This is a genomic window from Cupriavidus necator N-1, from assembly GCF_000219215.1.
Classification (GTDB): Bacteria; Pseudomonadota; Gammaproteobacteria; order Burkholderiales; family Burkholderiaceae; genus Cupriavidus; species Cupriavidus necator.
Genome location: NC_015727.1, coordinates 64706 through 83846, shown reverse-complemented (window position 1 = coordinate 83846; position 19141 = coordinate 64706). Strand labels below are relative to the sequence as shown.

The 19141-nt window shown below is 59.9% G+C and carries 17 protein-coding genes and 1 pseudogene; 3 read left to right on the top strand and 15 right to left on the bottom strand.

Annotation, left to right across the window (positions count from 1 at the left end; genetic code table 11):
• Positions 1-26: 26 nt before the first annotated feature.
• Positions 27-1739, top strand: coding sequence for a CocE/NonD family hydrolase (locus CNE_RS30570; RefSeq protein WP_013958568.1), 1713 nt, complete (start codon positions 27-29; stop codon positions 1737-1739).
• Between the two features lie 493 nt (positions 1740-2232).
• On the opposite strand, the gene CNE_RS30565 is transcribed toward CNE_RS30570, so the two are convergent.
• Positions 2233-2859 (bottom strand): hydrolase, encoded by a 627-nt coding sequence (locus tag CNE_RS30565; protein WP_013953086.1) that lies wholly within the window; start codon positions 2857-2859, stop codon positions 2233-2235.
• Between the two features lie 137 nt (positions 2860-2996).
• A complete protein-coding gene (locus CNE_RS30560; RefSeq protein ID WP_013958567.1) occupies positions 2997-3695 on the bottom strand; it encodes a hydrolase in 699 nt (232 codons plus the stop codon).
• 381 nt (positions 3696-4076) lie between these two features.
• On the opposite strand from CNE_RS30560, the gene CNE_RS30555 reads away from it, so the two are divergent.
• The gene (locus CNE_RS30555) at positions 4077-4511 is read left to right on the top strand and encodes a VOC family protein (RefSeq protein WP_013958566.1); all 435 of its coding nucleotides are present in this window, start codon (positions 4077-4079) and stop codon (positions 4509-4511) included.
• A 991-nt stretch (positions 4512-5502) separates the two neighbouring features.
• Here the strand turns inward: CNE_RS30555 and CNE_RS30550 are convergent.
• From CNE_RS30550 to CNE_RS30525, 9 genes and pseudogenes are all read right to left on the bottom strand, one after another.
• Positions 5503-5823, bottom strand: a complete 321-nt coding sequence (locus CNE_RS30550; RefSeq protein WP_035825719.1) for a type II toxin-antitoxin system RelE/ParE family toxin — start codon at positions 5821-5823, stop codon at positions 5503-5505.
• Positions 5820-6101, bottom strand: coding sequence for a type II toxin-antitoxin system Phd/YefM family antitoxin (locus tag CNE_RS30545; protein WP_013958564.1), 282 nt, complete (start codon positions 6099-6101; stop codon positions 5820-5822). Before CNE_RS30545 ends, CNE_RS30550 begins: the two co-directional genes overlap by 4 nt.
• Before the next feature lie 234 nt (positions 6102-6335).
• Positions 6336-6716 (bottom strand): hypothetical protein, encoded by a 381-nt coding sequence (locus CNE_RS30540; RefSeq protein WP_148271716.1) that lies wholly within the window; start codon positions 6714-6716, stop codon positions 6336-6338.
• A gap of 4 nt (positions 6717-6720) precedes the next feature.
• Entirely contained in the window at positions 6721-7152 is a 432-nt protein-coding gene (locus CNE_RS30535) for a hypothetical protein (RefSeq protein WP_013958562.1), read from the bottom strand.
• Between the two features lie 691 nt (positions 7153-7843).
• Positions 7844-8002 (bottom strand): phosphoenolpyruvate carboxylase, encoded by a 159-nt coding sequence (locus CNE_RS43335; RefSeq protein ID WP_455423805.1) that lies wholly within the window; start codon positions 8000-8002, stop codon positions 7844-7846.
• Between the two features lie 34 nt (positions 8003-8036).
• The gene (locus CNE_RS43330) at positions 8037-8252 is read right to left on the bottom strand and encodes a phosphoenolpyruvate carboxylase (RefSeq protein WP_167540196.1); all 216 of its coding nucleotides are present in this window, start codon (positions 8250-8252) and stop codon (positions 8037-8039) included.
• Positions 8240-9097, bottom strand: a complete 858-nt coding sequence (locus CNE_RS43325) for a phosphoenolpyruvate carboxylase (RefSeq protein WP_167540195.1) — start codon at positions 9095-9097, stop codon at positions 8240-8242. The genes CNE_RS43330 and CNE_RS43325 overlap by 13 nt, the downstream gene beginning before the upstream one ends.
• Positions 9046-10640, bottom strand: a pseudogene (locus CNE_RS43320) (phosphoenolpyruvate carboxylase). The gene CNE_RS43325 and the pseudogene CNE_RS43320 overlap by 52 nt, the downstream one beginning before the upstream one ends.
• Positions 10641-10765: 125 nt before the next feature.
• Positions 10766-11659, bottom strand: coding sequence for a tripartite tricarboxylate transporter substrate binding protein BugE (locus CNE_RS30525; RefSeq protein ID WP_269148758.1), 894 nt, complete (start codon positions 11657-11659; stop codon positions 10766-10768).
• A 394-nt stretch (positions 11660-12053) separates the two neighbouring features.
• On the opposite strand from CNE_RS30525, the gene CNE_RS30520 reads away from it, so the two are divergent.
• Positions 12054-13307, top strand: a complete 1254-nt coding sequence (locus tag CNE_RS30520) for an IS256 family transposase (RefSeq protein WP_148271715.1) — start codon at positions 12054-12056, stop codon at positions 13305-13307.
• A 106-nt stretch (positions 13308-13413) separates the two neighbouring features.
• On the opposite strand, the gene argE is transcribed toward CNE_RS30520, so the two are convergent.
• From argE to CNE_RS30500, 4 genes are all read right to left on the bottom strand, one after another.
• Entirely contained in the window at positions 13414-14586 is a 1173-nt protein-coding gene (gene argE, locus CNE_RS30515; protein WP_013958559.1) for an acetylornithine deacetylase, read from the bottom strand.
• 76 nt (positions 14587-14662) lie between these two features.
• The gene (locus CNE_RS30510; RefSeq protein WP_013958558.1) at positions 14663-16120 is read right to left on the bottom strand and encodes an NAD-dependent succinate-semialdehyde dehydrogenase; all 1458 of its coding nucleotides are present in this window, start codon (positions 16118-16120) and stop codon (positions 14663-14665) included.
• Positions 16121-16230: 110 nt separating this feature from the next.
• The gene (locus tag CNE_RS30505) at positions 16231-17838 is read right to left on the bottom strand and encodes a thiamine pyrophosphate-binding protein (RefSeq protein WP_013958557.1); all 1608 of its coding nucleotides are present in this window, start codon (positions 17836-17838) and stop codon (positions 16231-16233) included.
• Positions 17839-17892: 54 nt separating this feature from the next.
• Entirely contained in the window at positions 17893-19092 is a 1200-nt protein-coding gene (locus tag CNE_RS30500; RefSeq protein ID WP_013958556.1) for a pyridoxal phosphate-dependent aminotransferase, read from the bottom strand.
• Positions 19093-19141: the final 49 nt, after the last annotated feature.

Below are 19141 nucleotides of genomic sequence, written 5' to 3'. Positions count from 1 at the left end.
CAAGATAAACCGATCAGGAGACAGACATGCAAATCGATTGGGACGTTGAAATCCCCATGGACGATGGTTTGGTGGTTCGGGCCGACGTCTTTCGCCCGAAAGAGGAAGGACGCTACCCGGTGTTGATGTCCTACGGGCCATACGCAAAAGGCCTGCCATTCCAGGTGGGATTCCCCGCACAATGGCAATCGCTCACTACTAAGCACCCGGAAATTCTGAAGGGCAGCAGCGGCAAGTACGCGAACTGGGAAACCGCGGATCCGGAGAGATGGGTGCCGTTGGGTTACATCTGCATTCGCGTGGACTCGCGCGGCGCTGGCCGATCGCCGGGCGTCATCGATTGCTTCTCCCCGCGCGAGGCGCAGGACTTCTACGATTGCATTGAATGGGCAGCGAAACAACCGTGGAGCAACGGGAAGATCGGCCTGGCCGGCGTTTCCTACTACGGAGCCACCCAATGGCTGGTGGCGGCGAAACGTCCTCCGCATCTGGCCGCGATCTGCCCGTTCGAGGGGTTCTCCGACTACTATCGCGACGCCTGCCGGCATGGCGGCATCCTCAACACGTTCATGGTGGCCTGGTATCCGAAGCAGGTGGAAAACGTGCAGCACGGCCTCGGACGGCGTGGGCATGTGAATCCCAACACCGGGTTGCCTATCTCCGGGCCAGCCGAGCTCAGCGACGAGGAACTGCTCGCCAATCGCGTGGACATCAACGCGACGCAGTTGAGCGCCGAGCTCATCAGTGATAGCTACTTCGACGGCCGCCGTGCGGACTTGGGTGCAATCGAGGTACCGGTGCTTTCCTGCGCAAACTGGGGTGGCCATGGCCTGCACCTCCGCGGCAATGTCCAAGGCTACTTGGGGGCCGGCTCGAAGCATAAGTGGCTCGAATTGCACGGGCTCGAGCATTGGACGGAGTTCTATACGGACTACGGCGTGGCGCTCCAGAAGCGGTTCTTCGATCATTTCCTTAAGGGTGAGGACAACGGCTGGGATCGGCAGCCGCCCATCAAGATGCAGGTGCGCCACGTGGATCGTTTTGTGGAGCGCGACGAGCATGAATGGCCCTTGGCGCGCACCGCATGGACGCCCATGTATCTGGACGCCGGCGCACAGAGCCTGCGATCGGAGCCGAGCGTGACAGCTTCGCGCGTCTCGTTTGACGGCATGGCAGGCAAGGTAAGCTTCAGCACTGCACCCTTCGAGCGCGAAACCGAGGTGACCGGCCCGCTGTCTGCCACGCTCTGGATCTCCACGACGGCCCGCGATGCGGATCTGTTCCTGACGCTGCGGGCTTTCGCTCCGGACGGCAAGGAGCACCTGATCTTGGGGGCAGTCGAACCCAATGCCCCCCTCGCGCAAGGCTGGCTTAGAGCGTCGCACCGAAAGCTGGATCCTCAAGCCTCCAGGCCGTATCAGCCCGTGCACACGCACCAGGAGATCCAACTTCTCGAACCGAACGAGATCTACGAGCTGCAGGTCGAGATCTGGCCCATGTGCTTCGTCTTCCAGAAGGGCTACCGGCTGGTGCTGACTGTGGGCAGCTCGGACTTCGAGCACGACCTGCCCGGGCCCTATCCGCAGATTTATGGCAAGTCGATGCGCGGCTCGTCGGTGCTGCTGCACGATCACCCCGACGACCGCAGGTCTGACCGCTTCGCCGGTCAGACCACCGTTCACACGGGCGAGAAGTACGCGTCGTTCCTGCTTCTCCCCGTCATTCCCGCAACATGCTGAACGGAGGCGCCATCAGCACGACGCGTCGGAAATTCCTCGCGCGCACCGCTGGTGCATTTGCGGCCGCCGGCCTCCTGCCGCGGCACGCCGCCAACGCACAGCAGGCATGGCCGGCCAGAGCGGAGGTTCCACCAAGATGACGCCGAAAGAGCGGCTTGCCCCGCCGCTGCGTTTCAGGCCCGAGATGGCGTCGCTCAACAGGGCTCGATGAACTTCTCGATCCATCCAGAGGCCCGGGCAATGCTTCTTCGCTCGGGAACTTGCAGCAGCTTGCGTTGCATGCCCCCCATTCGGACGGGTGCGTATCAGAGGGAAAGGGACGCGCTGACGATAGCAGCTCTACGAGCTGACCGTAGTTCGGCCCGAAGCGGCCATCTGTCGGCGTGATTGCGAATGGCAGAGAGGGGTCGGAAAGCGCCGGTCGCCCCCTCCCCTCAACTTACGTCCCTCAGAATGAGGCAGAGTTAGCCGCATGCATGACCGATACACGCGCTCATGTCGGTTTGATCATGTCACGCGCGTATGCGAGCCCCGTGCCATACCCACCACCATGCTCAACCACGATCGAGCGAGCCTTCTCATATGTGTCATGACGCGTCCAGTCTCTCTGAAATTCGAGAAGGAGTTGGAGCCAGGATGTCATGACTGCGCCAGCGGAAGCCATCCGTCGCAACGCAAGGTCATGGCTTGTTGGTGTCAGTCCACCGCAAGCATCGGCAACCACGTAGACTTGATATCCCTCGGACAGCGCTGAAAGAACCGGGAAGCTCACGCAGGCCTCCGTCAGCATGCCCGCGATGATCAGCGTACGCTTTCCGGTAGCCGTAATCGCGTCGCGGACCGCATCGTCTTCCCAAAGGTTCATGTTGCGGCGTTCAATCGGCGTGACGTTTGGCAGCACTTCCCGAAAAGCCGGCATCAATGGGCCGCTGTAGACCTTCGAGGCCGAAGTGGAGACCACAACCGGCAAGTCAAAGGCGACCGCCGTCTTCGCGACCGCAAGGCCATTACTGCGCAGAATCTGGGGGTCCTGAGAACCCGCGGCGAACGCAAGGCCCGCCTGTTCATCAACGAGGATCAATGCACAATCCGCGGGTTCGAGCAACGGTAGTTTGGACATGGGAGTTCTCCTGTTCATTTGAGACCGCGATCTTGCTTCAAGCCGCGGTCTGAGTCAGTCGGGATTGAAGTAGGCAGTTGGCCCCGTTTCTGAAATGACTGGACGTCCTATGGAACGTCCAGCCCGCGAATGCAGAATTACCGCTCGATCACCTGTGCATGGACCGGAGCCAGCGATTCGTGCTTCGTGGCGGTGCGCTGCTCGGCCTTGTGGACCATGGTGTAGGCGTAGTCCACGCCCATGCCGTAGGCACCCGAGTGTTCCTTGGCCACATTCATTACCGCGTCGTACGTGTCGCGGTTCTTCCAGTCGCGCTGCCATTCAAGCAGCACCTGCTGCCAGGTCACCGGCACCACGCCGGCCTGCACCATGCGCTGCATCGCGTAGTCGTGCGCTTCCTTGGTGGTGCCGCCCGAGGCGTCGGCCACCATGTAGATCTCGTAGTTGCCTTCGAGCATCGCGCAGAGCGCGAACGTGGTGTTGCAGACCTCGGTCCACAGGCCGGCGACGATCACCTTCTTGCGGCCGTTGGCGGCCAGCGCGTCGCGCACCTTCTGGTCGTCCCACGAGTTCATCGAGGTGCGTTCGAGCGTCTGCTTACCCGGGAACACGTCGAGCAGTTCGGGGTAGCTATAGCCCGAGAACGAGTCAGACTCGACCGTGGTAATGGTGGTCGGGATGTCGAAGATCTTGGCCGCCTTGGCCAGGCCGACCACGTTGTTCTTCATGGTCTGGCGGTCCATCGACTGCACGCCAAAGGCCATCTGGGGCTGATGGTCGATGAAGATAATCTGGCTGTTGTGCGGGGTCAGGACTTCCAGTTTGGAGTTCGACATAATGTTCTCCGGTATATGTTGATTCAATGATTTTGAGCTTCCGTCTGGCGGCGCTGCTTTCGCTCTTTGCGTTGTTGCGTCTTCCATGTGCAGAACTATAGCGGCGATAGCGTTGCTAAAAGTGATCCATTCGCTGATATGTTATTCAAATATTTTGAATATTTGAGATTCACCAAACGGACACTCCGGAGGTGCAGTGAGGGATGCGACTAGGGAAGCGCCAACCGGGCACGGGTCGACCTATGGCTCTTCCCGGCCCAGTCGCCAAGGGCATCTCTCGGGTAGGCTGTTTCCTCAGTCTCAGTATATTCATCCGCCCGGCTCGATCTAGATGCCAATTCCCCCAAATACGCGACACCGTTGAAAGAGGGACCGAAGGACATGACAGTCAAGCGAATGGACAACGTCCTGATAGTTGTCGACGATCTCGAAGCGGTGAAGGCGTTCTTTTTCGAGTTGGGCCTCGAGCTTGAGGGCCAAACCACGGTTGAAGGGCCTTCTGTTGGGAGCCTCATAGGACTTGGAGACGTCCGAGCCACCCTCGCGATGCTGCGGACTCCCGATGGGCAGGGAATTGAACTGGACAAATTCCACACGCCAAACGCAGTCAGGTTTGGGCCCGTGGACGCGCCAGTGAACGCTTTGGGTCTTCGTCGCATCATGTTTGCCGTCGATGACATCGATGCTGTCGTTGCGCGGATGCAGGCCCATGGCGCAGAACTCATTGGCCAGATGCAGTACGAGAAATCGTACCGGCTCGCCTATATTCGCGGGCCTGAGGGCATCATCGTCGGGCTTGCCGAGCAACTCGGCTAAGGGCGGGCGGCTCGATCGCGCGCACGACAATCACCGCGCAGGCAGGCAGCACCTAACCCCTTGTATGCCGGCTTTCCGGCCGTCTGGCGAGCCGGAACGAAGTTCGCCTTTGGGTCGATTGCGGAAGTTCCGCGGCGCAAGAGGGCCAACGGATCACCGGCCCACGACGGACTTCCGAGTTCGGCCAGTCACGGTCATTGGCGTCTAGCCAGACGAATAGACGAATGACCGAAGTCCCCCTGACTTCCGCCTTCAATTGCTGACTCCATCGCGCTCTTTTTCGCACGGCTTTGTGATCCAATTTTTTGCAGAACAAAACGTGAAGTCCAACTGCCTGACCTGCGGCGGGATTGTGTAGCCAATCAGGCCCCACACGTCCTACCCATCAAACTCGATCGTCGGCTCTTCGGAGACCGGAGCCGAAAGCGGACAGTCGTGCTCGCTGTCTCACGCCCCCTAATCAAATGCTCGCAGCGTCCCAGGGATTCTGACCAGCCACCACCCCGCGTCATGCCTACGTCCACTTCACGCCTCGCTTCCTGCGACATCCCTTGGCATTGCTGACCGAGCAAACGCTTGAATCGCCATAGCCCGGCGCACCACATCGCTGCATCCCGCGGTTTCCTCCCCGAGTCGGGAAGCGACGACCGGGATCAGGAAGGCCAAGGCTGCTGATCGGCCATCAGGGCCATTTACCGAAGGCCATTGTGGTAGACGAAGTCGGCCTGCACCTTGGGATCGAAACGCACGCATCCCACCTATTTCCACGCGAACTCATTTCCCCTGGGCATTGGAACCATAGATACATGCCAGCACTGCAATTCACACGAGGATCCCGCGAGCCCAGATCCGTGAAGGTACCCCGCCAGATCGAAGACCTATGACCTCGACCGCGAATCGCTGCGCGAGCAACGTAATCTGTGTGAGTTAGGTGTTGCGGAAGCAAGCGTAGGCTCCCACGGAGGACAGGAAAATGAGACCTTCTTAGTTCCTACGTTCTTAGGAGCCGTTTTGCGAGTATTGCTTTAAGGTCTCGCCGGGTGTCGCTTATGATGTGTATGTAAATGGTGTCGTTTGCAATCTGGTAGATGATTCTGTTCATGCCGCTGATGACTTGATAGTATTTCGTTGGTTGGAAATCTATCAACTCGGGTGGGTTGCTGCCCTTCAGTGGGAAATCTTCTACCTGCTTGATTGATTGTTGAATCTTGTTTCTGGTCTCAAGCCAAGCTTTGTTGCCAAATTTATTAATGATGTACCGTCGCAAGTCTTGCAAGTCGGACTTGGCAGGCCCGAGAATTACAGACTTCATTCGATCCCTTCCTCCCTGTCCATCCGCTCCAGTTCGGCAAACACTTCGTCCGTCGGGGTGAAGTTGCCCGTCTCGATGTCATTCTGACCCATCGCCAGAATCTTCAGAAGGGCAACCGTCTGTTGCATGTCCTCATAGGATTGGGCATCCTGCACGACTACCTTTGCCTCGCCGTTCTGTGTGATCAGCATGGGCTCGCCGCTCTCGGTGATGTCCCGGACGATTTCTGCTGCGTGGCTTTTCAGGTAGCTTATGGGCTTGACCTGACTCGGTTTCATATCCCGCTCCTTAGGCGTGAGACTTCCGGTCCAAATATAGACCTGAATTCAGTCTGCGTCCAGCGCAAGGAATTTCCTGTGCTATGCAGTGGTGCATAAGGCATGCACTCGATGCATGTCCTCGGTGAGGGGCCGACTCTACCAGTGGGCGCCAGACCTAGCTCAGACAGTCGCGTAAAGTTTTCCGCCTCGTATAGGGCAGGCGCCAATAGTCCACTCCTCAGACGCTCGACGTTACCTAAACTGCATTGCCGCCCGGCTTTGGCGAGGAAGGAGTGCGTTTTTAATCACGCACAGATATGCGGAACGTTCTACGACTAGTACAGTCATCCCGAGAATAGACTGACGCATGTCCATGTCGATGATCTGCCCGCTGTAACGCAGCGTTGAATGACCGCCGTACTTCAGAAGTTGACGCTGGAGCCGTACTGGGGGGAACGACGGCAGCGGGTCGGCAGCGGCTGCATTGGGTCGATAGCGAATGCAGGTCAACCGCCGGTTCGACATGGTCCACCGCGCGTTCAGCCGCTTGTCCGACAACGCGTCGAATCGGATCACGAGATCCACGCCGCCTTCCACGAAATCGATCGGCAGTCCGCCCTGTCGAACTTCCACCAGATCACCCACGCATCCGCAACAGATCAGCGTAAGAGACCAGCTTGCGTTTCTCATTAGCAAGCGTCTTTCGTTTGGACGCCGAGCGGGTTGGTTGGCCGCGCTCGAACTTGGCGCCGGCGCGTGCGTCCTCCCGCGTGTAGGTCCGCGCAGCCTTGGCTTCCGCCTTCAGGCGTTCAGCTTCTAGCCGCGCAGCAGTGCGTTCCTCTCGCGCAACTTCTTGCACGGCCGACATGATTTCGGCTCTTAGTAGATCGCGCCTTTGCTTGGCAGCGGCACGGGCAGCCTGCAATTGCTCTTTCCTCTGCCGCAGCCAGTCTTTCCCGTTGACCGGCGCAGGCCTGGCATCTGGCGGCACGCTCAGGCGCAAAGCCCTGCTGATTGAAACTCTCTCAGTCCGTAGCGTGCGCCGCGTTTCCTGCTTCGCATCACTCACGCTGCATCACTCCCCCGGCACCACATAGGTGCGGCCCATTGCAACACCAGTTGAAGTCCATGAACTCATCCCGGCAACCTTACCATAGGACTCCATCTCGGGCTTGGATGAAGGCGCCTAGACACCGGCATACCGCAGCGACCGGCCGATCCCGGCCATTTTCGGCCTCTCGCCCAATGCGCGCCAAATGGCCGCTGCTCCTAGTTCTTCGGCCATTCGGACCGGTTCATCCGCCAGAGAGCGAACGTCCGGCGACAGGCGTTCTGCGGCATCGTGCCAGCTTAAACCGAAAGAAAGCACGAGTGTGCGCGCAAGTTCTGTCGTAGGCAACATTGTTGCCGCGCATATTTTTCCGGCTGGTGGCGCCACGGATCGGAAGAGTTCCGTTCATTTCGGAGATTGAGGACGAGCCCCTCGGCGCATCTCGAGTCTGTACAAGCTACAAAATAGGGGGTTGTTCAACCAGCCTCACGGAGCTTTCACCGCGGCAGAGTCGAGAACGCATAAAAAAACAGCCCGCGTACGTGCGGGCTATGAACTGTGGGTCAAGCTATCACTGCTCTAGAGCAAACGGCTCATCACGTAAAACACGTTCTTTCACTATTCCTTACCAGAAATTCCGATCGCCGGACAGATCGTCCGCCGCATAGGCCAGGCTGGCACTAGCTACACTGCCCAAGCTTGGCAGTTGCTAGCCGGTGTTTCGAAGTCCTGCTGCCACACCGTTGATAGTCAAATGGATGCCTCGCCCAACGCGCACCCCGTCGGCGTCCTTGCCGGCGCGGTAGCGCTTGAGTAGTTCCACCTGCAAGTGGTTCAGCGGGTCCAGGTAGGCAAAGCGGTTCTTGATCGAGCGCGCCAGCAGCGGGTTCTCGGCCAGGCGCTCAGTGCGGCCCGTGATCAGCGATCAGCATGTCGCAGGTCAGGTGCCATTCGGCGCCGATGCGCGAGAACACGGTCTTGCGCAGCGCCGGGTCCTCGCACAGCGCGGCGTAGCGCGAGGCCACGGCCAGGTCGGTCTTGGCCAGGACCATGTCCATGTTCGACAGCAGCGTGCAGAAGAACGGCCAGGTCTTGACCATGCGCTTCAGCGTGGCCACGGCGGCCTTGCGGGACTTTTCGTCCGGCGCCGCGTCCAGCATGGCTTGACCGCGCTGCCGAATCCGTACCAGCCCGGCAGCAGCAGGCAGCACTGGCCCCACGAGAAGCCCGACGGAATCGCGCGCAGATCCTCGATCTTGCGGTTCTTCTTGTCCATCAGCTTGCGCGATGCCGGCCGCGAACCCAGGTTCAGGTCGGCGATCTCGGTGATCGGCGTGGTGGCGAAGAAGTAGTCCTTGAAGCCCGGCGTCTCGTAGACCAAGTGCCGGTACGCGCGGAAGGCGTGGTCCGATAACTGCTGCATGATGCCTTCGAACGTGGCCAGCCCGGCCGGCGCGTTCTGCGTGGGCAGCAGCGACGCCTCCAGCGTGGCCGCGATCACCGTTTCCAGGTTGCGCCGGCCGATTTTCGGATTGGCGAACTTGCTATTGATGATTTCGCCCTGCTCGGTCAGGCGGATCTGGCCGTTCACAGTGCCCGGCGGCTGCGACAGGATGGCCTCGTAGGTCGGGCCACCGCCCCGGCCCACGGTGCCGCCACGGCCATGGAACAGGCGCAGCTTCACGCGGCGCTCCTCGAACAGCTTCACCAGCGCCAGTTCGGCCTTGTACAGCTCCCAGTTCGACGTCAGGAAGCCGCCGTCCTTGTTCGAGTCCGAATAGCCGAGCATCACCTCCTGCTCGACGTCATGATGCTTGATCACCGAGTCGAAGCCGGGCAGGTCCAGCAGCGACTGCATGATGCCGGCCGCGTTGCGCAAGTCCTCGATGGTTTCGAACAGCGGAATGACCATCAGCTCCATGCGGGCCGGATCGGTCTTGCTGCCCAGCGCGCCGCGCAGCATGCTGTTTCCTTCTGCAGAAGCATCACTTCCACCAGATCGGACAGCGTCTCGGTGTGGGAAATGATGTAGTTGCGGGCCGCGCGGTTGCCGTAGCGGGCGCGCAGGTCGCGCGCCATCGAGAAGATCGCCAGTTCCTTGCGGGTCTGCTCGGAATAGTCGTGCCACGGCAGCGTCAGCAGGCGCGGCTGGCGCAGTCCGGCCAGCAGCAGTTCCACCTTGCCCACCGATGCCAGATGGAAGCCGAAGATGGCGATGGCGCGCACCAGCGAATCGATACGGCCACGGGCCAGCGCTTCGCCGTGGTGCAGGCGCAGCGAATCGAGCACGACCTGCACGTCGGCGGCAAATGCCTCGGCGCTGTCGTACGGCGCCACGTCGGCCACCGGATGGCGCTGGGCCACATGGCCGGTCAGGCGTTCCGTGGTGGCCGCCAGGCGGGCATAGATGCCGATCAGCGCGCGGCGGTACGGCTCGTCGGCGCGGTGCTCGGAATGGTCGGGAGAGGCCTCGGCCAGCGCCAGCAATTCAGGGCTGGCGTCGACCACAGCGACGACAGCGGCAGTTCGGCGCCCAGCGCGTGCACCTCTTCCAGGTACCACAGCATGATCAGCGTGGATTGCTGCTGCGCCGCGTGCTCCAGCGTTTCGGCCGTCACGTTCGGATTGCCGTCGCGGTCGCCGCCGATCCACGAACCCATCTGCAGGAACGGCGCCAGCGGCGCGGGAAGACTTCGGCGATGTCCTCTTCCATTTCCGCCATCAGGCTCGGAATGCCCTGCAGGAACGTGGTGCGGTAGTAGGACAGCGCGTTCTCGATCTCGTCCACCACCATCAGCCGCGTGTTGCGGGTCTGCCACAGCGTGGTCACGCGGGCGCGCAGTTGCGCAGTTGCGCAGTTGCGCAGTGTTGTGGTCGCGTTCGCGCGCCGTCATCGGCAGGTCGCGCTCGGCCAGCAGGCGGGCAATCTCGCGCTCGGCGTCGAGGATCGACTTGCGTTGCACTTCGGTCCGGTGCGCGGTCAGTACGGGCATGATCAGCGCATCATCCAGGAAGTCGCGCAACTGCTTGCCAGTGACGCCGGCCGCGTCAATCACCTCCAGGGACCGATGGATGGTGCCTGGCCTTGCCGCCGAACCGGCCAGAGCATGCATACGTCGTCGCCGATTGTGATGGTGATCCTCGGCAATATTTACCAGATGAGAGAAGTAACTGAACGCACGAACCACGGAATTGCTCTGGTCGCGTGACAGCCCTTTCAGTAACCGGTCGAGTTCGGCAACTGCAGTCCGATCGTTTTCGCGGCGGAAACGGACAGCGGTCTGACGAATTCTCTCCACCAAGTCGAAGGCTGCGTCCCCTTCTTGAGCTCGGAGACATTCCCCCAACAGTGTCCCCAGAAAGCGAATGTCTTCTCGCAGTGGCCCATCCTTCGCATGCACGCGCAGCTTTGCGGCCGCTGCTGCAGAAGCGTTTCGTCTCCTTGTCCGTATCGGAGAACCAACTACATTGTCGTCACCACTTCCACCGCCACCACGTTCAGTCATTTGTTCACCAACTCTGGCAACACTTCGGGCAGAACCTGAGCCCCCACTCATATCTCTCAGACCCCATTCGACCTCGCCGCCCTGGAAGATCCAGCCCGGCCAGGCACACCGAGTTACTTACGAAGCTACTCCAACGAGATCTTCCCAATCTCGGCCACGCGCTTCCACTTTGCATACTCAGCACGCACGTCTTCGGAGAATGCCATCGCAGTACCTCCCACAGGCTCCGCTCCGGTTGACTCGATGTTTTGCCGCACTTCGGGACGCGCAAGGGCCTTGGCAACTGCCTTTTGCAACCGGTCTACGACAGCGGAGCTTGTTCTGGCCGGCGCTACCAAACCGAACCATGCTGGCCCATTGAGATCCGCCATGCCGAGCTCCCCAAAAGTGGGGATGCTCGGGAGTTGGGTCACCCGAGAAGGCCAGGCTACGGCCAACGCACGCAGCTTTCCCGACTTGATATGAGGAAGGGACGCCGGGAGGTTGTCGCACAGCACCTGCACCTGGCCCGCGACGGCATCCTGCAGAGCCAGCCCCGCGCCACGATAAGGGACGTGGAGCATCCGCCCACCGGTCTGCTGCATGAGCAGCTCACCCATCATGTGTCCGAGCGAACCTACCCCCGGCGAACCGAAGCTGAGGTTCGATTTCGGGTCACGAATCAGCGCGATGAACTCTCGCATGTTGCTCGCAGGCACGGACGGGTGCACCGACACCACATTCGGAACGCGTGCAAGGTTGCTAACGTAGACGAAGTCCTTCAGAGGATCATATGGAGCCGACTTGGAAACCGCGGGAAAAATGCAGTGCGTACTGACAGTGGCCACGCCAATGGTGAGGCCGTCCGGCGAAGAACGACTGACGTAGTTCGCCCCAATGCTTCCGCCTCCGCCTGCCTTGTTTTCAATAATCACAGGTTGGCCCAAGAGCTCCGATATGGATGGCGCTACCATACGGGGAATCATGTCTCCGGACCCACCAGGTGCAAAAGGCACGACAAATCTGATTGGGCGCTCCATTGCGAAGCTCGGTGCGATGTACGCGCCGAATCCACCGGCGATCATGGCACCACAAAAACGTCTCCTCTGCATATCCACCTCCGGGCAATTGCGTGGTAATCCGCGTCGGTCAGCGTATGACTTAACTTTCCTAGTGCCGACGCTTTTGATGTGTCTCAACAAGATTTGGAGTCTCAGTCTACGAACTGAGAAATTCACCCTCAATTGAAGTTGAATTCAAGGTTGCCGGCAGCCCATTCGAGGGGCGTAGCGGCACTGAAGAGGTGCCTTGGGCGCGCGCAGAAGCCTGGCGTGCGCTGAATTAGTGCAGTGCTACGGAGCCTGTCAGATTTCTTGTGTGTTGAGGTCATGAGACGATATCGAAAGAAACGCCCTTATGACCGAAACAACAAGCATGACCAAGAAGAGCAAGAAATCGAGCGCGCCGAAGCTGTTTCCGGATGAGTTGATCGATCAACTACTGGCTCAGGTACAGAACAAGGACGCCGAGTCGATTCTCGGTGAATCAGGCTTGGCCGGCTTGCTCAAGAAGCAGTTGGCCGAGCGTATGCTTGCCGCCGAACTGACGCACCATCTGGCCAGCGAGGCCAAGCAAGGCAAGAGCGGCAATCACCGCAACGGCAGCAGTGCAAAGACCGTCATCACGCCCAACGGCGAGCTGGAACTGGACATTCCGCGCGACCGGCAAGCCACCTTCGAGCCGCAACTGGTCGCCAAGTACCAACGCCGGCTGTCCGGCTTCGACGACCACGTAATCAGCATGTATGCACGCGGGATGAGCGTGCGTGAGATTCAGGGCCATTTGCAGGAACTGTATGGGCTGCAGGTCTCGCCTGACCTGATTTCCACCATCACCGACGAGGTACTGGCCGAGGTCGACCAATGGCAGCAGCGCCCGCTGGAGGCGATGTACCCCATCGTCTACTTCGACGCGCTGCGCCTGAAGATCCGCGACGAAGGCACCGTCAGGAACAAGGCGGTGTACCTCGCGCTGGGCATCCGCGCCGATGGGCGCAAGGAAGTCCTCGGCCTGTGGATCGAGCAGACCGAAGGCGCCAAGTTCTGGCTCAAGGTCTTCAACGAACTGAAGAACCGCGGCCTGGAGGACATCCTGATCGCCGTGGTCGATGGCCTGCGCGGCTTCCCCCAGGCCATCGAGGCCGTCTACCCGGCCGCGCAAATCCAGACCTGCATCGTCCACCTGATCCGCAACTCGCTCAACCTGGCGAGCTGGAAGGATCGCAAGGGCCTGGCGACCGCGCTCAAGCCGATTTACCAGGCTGCCACGGCCGATGCCGCTGCCACTGCGCTGGATGCCTTTGCCGGCAGCGACTGGGGCCGCAAATTCCCGACGGTGGCCGACATGTGGCGGCGGCAATGGGAGCAGGTCATCCCGTTCTTCGCCTATCCGCCGGAAGTGCGCAGAATCATCTACACCACTAATGCCATCGAGAGCATGCACATGCAGTTGCGCAAGATCGTCAAGAACCGGGGCCACTTCCCCAGCGACGAAGCCGCCAGCAAGCTGCTGTACCTGGCCTTGCGCAACATCGAGAAAGATTGGAAGATGCCGCCCATCACCTGGAAACAAGCGGCCAACCAGTTCGCCATTCTCTTCGGTGACCGCTTCACCAACGCCCTACGCTGAGATTTAATTAACCGACCTCAGCACACAGAATTCCTGACACCTCCGTGCTACGATGCACTGCACTAGCTCGCTCCCCGACCTCAAACGGCTACTGCAAGAAATCGCTTTACTGACTCAAAGCGTCGAGCATCCTTCGAACGAACCGATTCGCGGCTGCAAGCTGCGACCGCTCGATGTACTCATCAGCAGTATGAGCTTGAGCAATGTCTCCAGGACCACAGATGATGGTGGGAATGCCTGCCTGTTGATACAGACCACCTTCGGTTGTGAACGCCACATTGGCTCCACGCTGCGCACCCGCGCGTAGTGCCATTTCGGCCACTGCATCGCTGCCTGACTGCTCCGCGAGTGCCGGCACCGCGGTCCGCCTTTCGATCCGAACACTGGCGTCTTCGACCTTCGTTCGAAGTTCTCCCTCAATGAGGGTGGCCGCGTTAATGATCGGCGCCATGACGTCGTCAGGATCTGTGGAGGGGAGGAACCGGAGGTCGAAGTCAAACTCCGCCGCCTCGGGGATGACATTGTTGGCGTTGCCAGCAAGAAGCCTGCACGGAGCCATCGTGGAATACGGAACGTAGAATCCTTGATCGTTCTCGTGATTCTTCAGCATGTCTGCACGATGACTGACCAGGCCAACCACCCTACTCGCTGCCACTAACGCATTGATACCAAGTCCAGCCAGTGACGAGTGTGCTGCTCGTCCACGAACATGGCATCGGTAGGAGTGTCGCCCCTTGTGTGCCCGGACAACCTGCAATCTCGTTGGCTCTCCGACCACGCAGGCGGCAGGACGAATCCCTGCAGAACTTAGATCGGCGAGCAGCCCTCGAACGCCCACGCATCCGATCTCTTCGTCATAAGTCAGCGCCACATGCAGCGGACTGCGAAGATTCTCCAGCGGGAAACTCTCCACTGCAGCGAGTACTGCAGCGATGTACCCCTTCATGTCGGTTGTACCGCGACCATAGAGCCGGTCCTGCTCTTCCGTCAAAGTGAACTCGGGGCGGGACCACTCCTGTCCGGTCGTAGGAACGACATCGGTGTGCCCAGAAAAGAGAAGACCGCCATCACCCCGCCCGATCGATGCAAAAAGGTTCGCCCGTGCCCCGTCAGGTGACCGGCTGTAGCGCACCTGAAACCCTCGGGCTAAAAGTGTTGCCTCGACACATTCGAGCAACTCGAGGTTCGAGTCACTGCCGGACACTGTCTTGTATCCGATCAGCGTCCTCAGCCATTCCATCGTACGGGTTGAAACCTGCGCAGAGTCTTGAGCACTCATAATCTCCTCCTTACCTATTCATCCCAGGAGCAAGCGACGCGCACTTGACTCCTGGTGGCTGTGAAATGCATGAGTACTACTGGAGGCCGCCAATACAAACGTACTTGACGTTCACATAGTCATCCAGACCCCAGACCGATCCCTCTCGGCCGTATCCCGATTCCTTTACCCCGCCAAACGGTGCTGCTTCCGAACCGATAGCACCTTCATTGACGCCGACAATGCCAACCTCGAGCGCATCGGCCACCCGATGTACAGTGCCAACATCGCGAGAGTAGAAGTACCCTGCCAGCCCGTATGCAGTATCGTTAGCAAGGCGGATAACTTCCGACTCTGTGGCAAACTGCGTAACGGGCACGACCGGCCCAAAGGTCTCCTCTCGCGAGAACATCATCGTGTCGTCCACGTCGGCGAGAACGGTCGGCGCGTAGAAATTCCGCCCAATCTCTTCCAGCCTTCGCCCGCCCGCCAATAGCCTTGCACCGCGACTGATGGCGTCGCTGACATGCTCATCGATCTTCCTCACTGCACCCTGGTTGATCATTGGGCCGATCTGCGAGGCAGGATCCTCCGCAGGACCAACCTTCAGGGCCGAGACCCGCTTGACCAGCTTGGTCGTGAAGGCGTCGATGACGTCGTTGTGGACAAAGACCCGGTTAGGCGAGACACAAGTCTGACCGCCGTTTCTGAGCTTCGCTGCGATCAGGCCTTCGACTGCCGCGTCCAGATCCGCGTCCGGGAAGACGATGAACGGTGCGTTACCGCCAAGTTCGAGCGAGAGGCGCTTAAGAGTTGCCGCGGAACGCTGAGCGAGGAGCTTGCCCACCGCAGTCGATCCTGTGAAAGAGATCTTTCGCACACGAAAGTCTTCCAGCCACGCACTTACCAGCTCGGGGGTTCTTGCCCTTGACGCCGTGACGATATTTGCTACGCCGGCTGGCGCCCCCGCTTCTGCCAGCAACGCCAACGAAGTGAGAGGCGTATCTTCCGCTGGCTTGCAGACCACCGTGCATCCAGCCGCCAAAGCGGTCGCGATCTTTCTCGCGATCATGGCGGCAGGAAAGTTCCAGGGTGTAATGACGGCAACGACTCCGACCGGCTCACGCCTGACCTGTAGTTGCCGACTGCTAATCGGCGATGGAATCAGATGCCCATTCAAACGCGGCCCCTGCTCCGCGAACCATTCGATGTAGCTTGCCGCGTACTCGATCTCGGCAGTCGCTTCGAGAAGCGGTTTGCCTTGTTCCGACGAAATGATCCGAGCCAGATCATGCACGTTGTCCAAAACCAGACGACGCCAACGCTTTAGCACTTTTGTTCTCGCCTTCGCGGAAGTTTGCCGCCAGGCGGGAAGCGCCGCCTCTGCTGCATCGACCGCGCTTCTCGCCAGCGCCGGCGTGCAATCAGGAACGTGCGTAATGACCTCGCCCGAGGCAGGATCCGATACTTCAAAGGTCGTCTCAGCTTGCGACCATTTTCCGTCGATCAGAACCTGGCTGCGGACCAGATCGCTTCGAATCAGTGTGAAGGACATGATTTCGTTCTGTTTGGGTCATGGAGCCGTGGGCAGGTCCCTCGGCCCATGTCGCAATGGGGCGCAATGCTCCCCATCAATGGTGATATCAGCTATCGAGCGTTACTGCGTCAGATCCGACCGTCGTATGCCATCCGCGGGATGTGACACGAGATGACGCTGAAGCAATCTGCGTCGAGGCTTTCCTGGATTGCGCGCGCCAGCTCGTCCCGCGACCGCACATCGAAACCCTGGCCACCGAGTGCGCGACCGACGGCTGCAAAATCGGTCGCGTCAAAGTCCACACCGAGGTTCGGTTGACCGTTTGCGCGCTGCTTGATCTCGATGAGCGACAGCGACTCGTCGGCGAAGACAAACACGATCACTGGCGTCTTCGCATCACGCGCCGTGGCGAACTCACCGAGCGTCATCTCGAGGCAGGCGTCGCCGGTGAAGACAGCGACCGCCCGAGACGGCTCGGCAAGCTTTGCGCCGATGCCGAGCGGCAGCGAGCAGCCCATCGTGCAAAGTCCGGAAGACTGCATCAGCCCGCGCGGCTCGTAGCATTTCCACGTTTGGCTGAGAAGGATGCGGTGCGCGCCGCTATCTACAGATGCAACGGTGTTATCCGGCAAGAGCCGCCTTGCAACATCAACGATTGCGGACGGCCCCCATTCTTCGTCTGTGCGATAGATCGCAGCCAGCTTAGCAGTGATCTCCGCGACTTCACCGGGGGTCCATGTGGATGCACGCGACGTGTCACCACGGAATTTGCGCAGGCCCTCCTTGATGCTGCCGACGAACGAATGGGACGCCTGGTGAACATAGTGAGTATTGCGGGTCGCGGCGAACTCGACAACGCGTTGCTCATCACTCCACACGTTACGCCAGTTGACACGCATTTCAATCGGATCGTAGCCAGTCAGGAGCACCAGATCCGCCGCTTCGATCAGAGGAAGGAGAATCTTGTCAGCCATAGGCGACAGCCCTGCGCCACCGATGACCATCTCGTGGCGCTCATCCACAATGCCCTTGGCCTTGTAGGTGGTAATCAGCGGAATGCCGAGCTCTTCCACGAACGCCTGGATCTCATGTTCGGCGCCATGGTGAAGGGCTTCCACGCCAGCGATCATGATCGGCCGCTTGGCTTCCGCTAGCCACCTTCTGGCCTCTTCGAAGGCCGGCGAGTTGGCGGGAACCACAGGAGCCGGTTGCGATCGCTTGGCACCGGCAGCGGGCTTCACCGTCTGCAGGGCTACGCTGATCGGTACGTCAATGTGGACTGGGCCCGGGGGATCGTCCATCGCAATGGCAATCGCCTTGTCAATGGTCACCTCGGCTGCATCTGCCGTCATTCGCAACGACGCCTTCGTGATCGGACGCATCAATTGCGCATGGTCGAATACCTGGTGCGTGTAGGTGGCGGCTTCGCTTTCGTCGACGCAGCCCGTCAAGAAAATCATGGGCACGCGGTCTTGCCAGGCATTGGCCACAACGTTGATTGCGTTTGCCACGCCCGGACCCAGCGTTGCCACCAGGACACCAGGCGCACCGTCGCGGTGATGCACCCCTTCCGCCATAAAGCCACCCGAGTTTTCGTGCTTCACCAGCGTGAAGTTGACGCCGGCGTCATCCAGGCCTCGCATAACAGCCAACACTTCGCCGCCGGGAATACCAAAGGAGCGACGGCACCCTACCGCATAGAGACGCTCGCCAATCAGTTCGGAAACGGTAGTCATAATTTGTCTAAGCTAGGAAGTTTGAATAAGTTTTTCGTCGAAGCGAGTGTTGACCTAGCTCAGACGCTCCACCGCGGCCTTGATTCGGCAAGCTGCTTGCTCCAGCTTTTCATCCGAAGTCGCATAAGAGAGACGCATGAAGCCCGGCATGCCGAATCCCGATCCCGGAACCACGGCAACACCTGCGCCAAGGAGATAGGTCGCGAAGTCGACGTCGTTGGCGATAACCTCACCGTCTGCCTTGCGCTTCCCGATGAACGTCCGGATATCGGGGAAAACATAGAAGGCGCCTTCGGGGGTAGGAGTACGCAGCCCTTCAATCTCCGAGAATCGCGCCAACAGCAAGTCTCTCCGTGCCTGGAAAGCTGCGCACCGGCGCACCACTTCGTCTTGTGGGCCCGTCAATGCGGCCACTGCAGCCGCCTGCGAGATTGACGAAGTATGCGAGTTCACCTGCATCTGGATCTTCGTCATGGCATCGATCAGCGCCTTGGGGCCACATGCGAACCCGACGCGCCACCCCGTCATGGAATAAGCCTTCGATACGCCGTTGACCGTGAGAATCCGCCCAGCCAGATCGGCGGCAATGTTGGCAAGGGTGCAGAAGGTCCTGCCATCGAACAGGATGTGTTCGTAGATGTCATCCGCCAGGATCAGGAACTCCTGGTTTGCGCTTCGTCGAATGACTTCACAGAAGGACTCGATTTGCGTGCGCGTGTAAGCCGTACCGCTCGGATTGCTAGGCGAGTTCAGCACCAGCCATTTGGTTTTGGACGTGATGGCTGCTTGCAGCGACTCCGGTTGCATGACATAGCCCTGCTCCGGGGTCGTACCGATCGGTTTGAGCACCCCGCCATTCATCGTGACAATGTCGCCGTATGATGCCCAGTACGGCGCGGGAATCAGGACCTCATCCCCGGGATTCAGCGTTGCCAAGAAGGCCTGGTAGATGACTTGCTTGCCACCGCAGCCGACACTGATATCGGCCATGGAGGTCCGAATACCGTTGTCTCGCCAGAACTTCTCGACGATGGCTTCGCGCAGACGTACCGACCCGTTGATGGGTGTATATCGGGTCTGCCCTTCTGCAATGGCCCGGACTGCAGCTTCGCCGATGTGCGACGGCGTGGGAAAGTCGGGCTCGCCAAGCGTCATGTCGACGATATCGTTCCCTGCGGCGGTGGCGCGGCGGCTGAGTTCCGCCATTTCCTGGATCGGAGATGGCCTCAGTGACTCCATCATCTTCGCGAACATGATTACGGTTGTCTCCGTGGGGTGGTTACTTTGAAAATTGGTCTAGCGG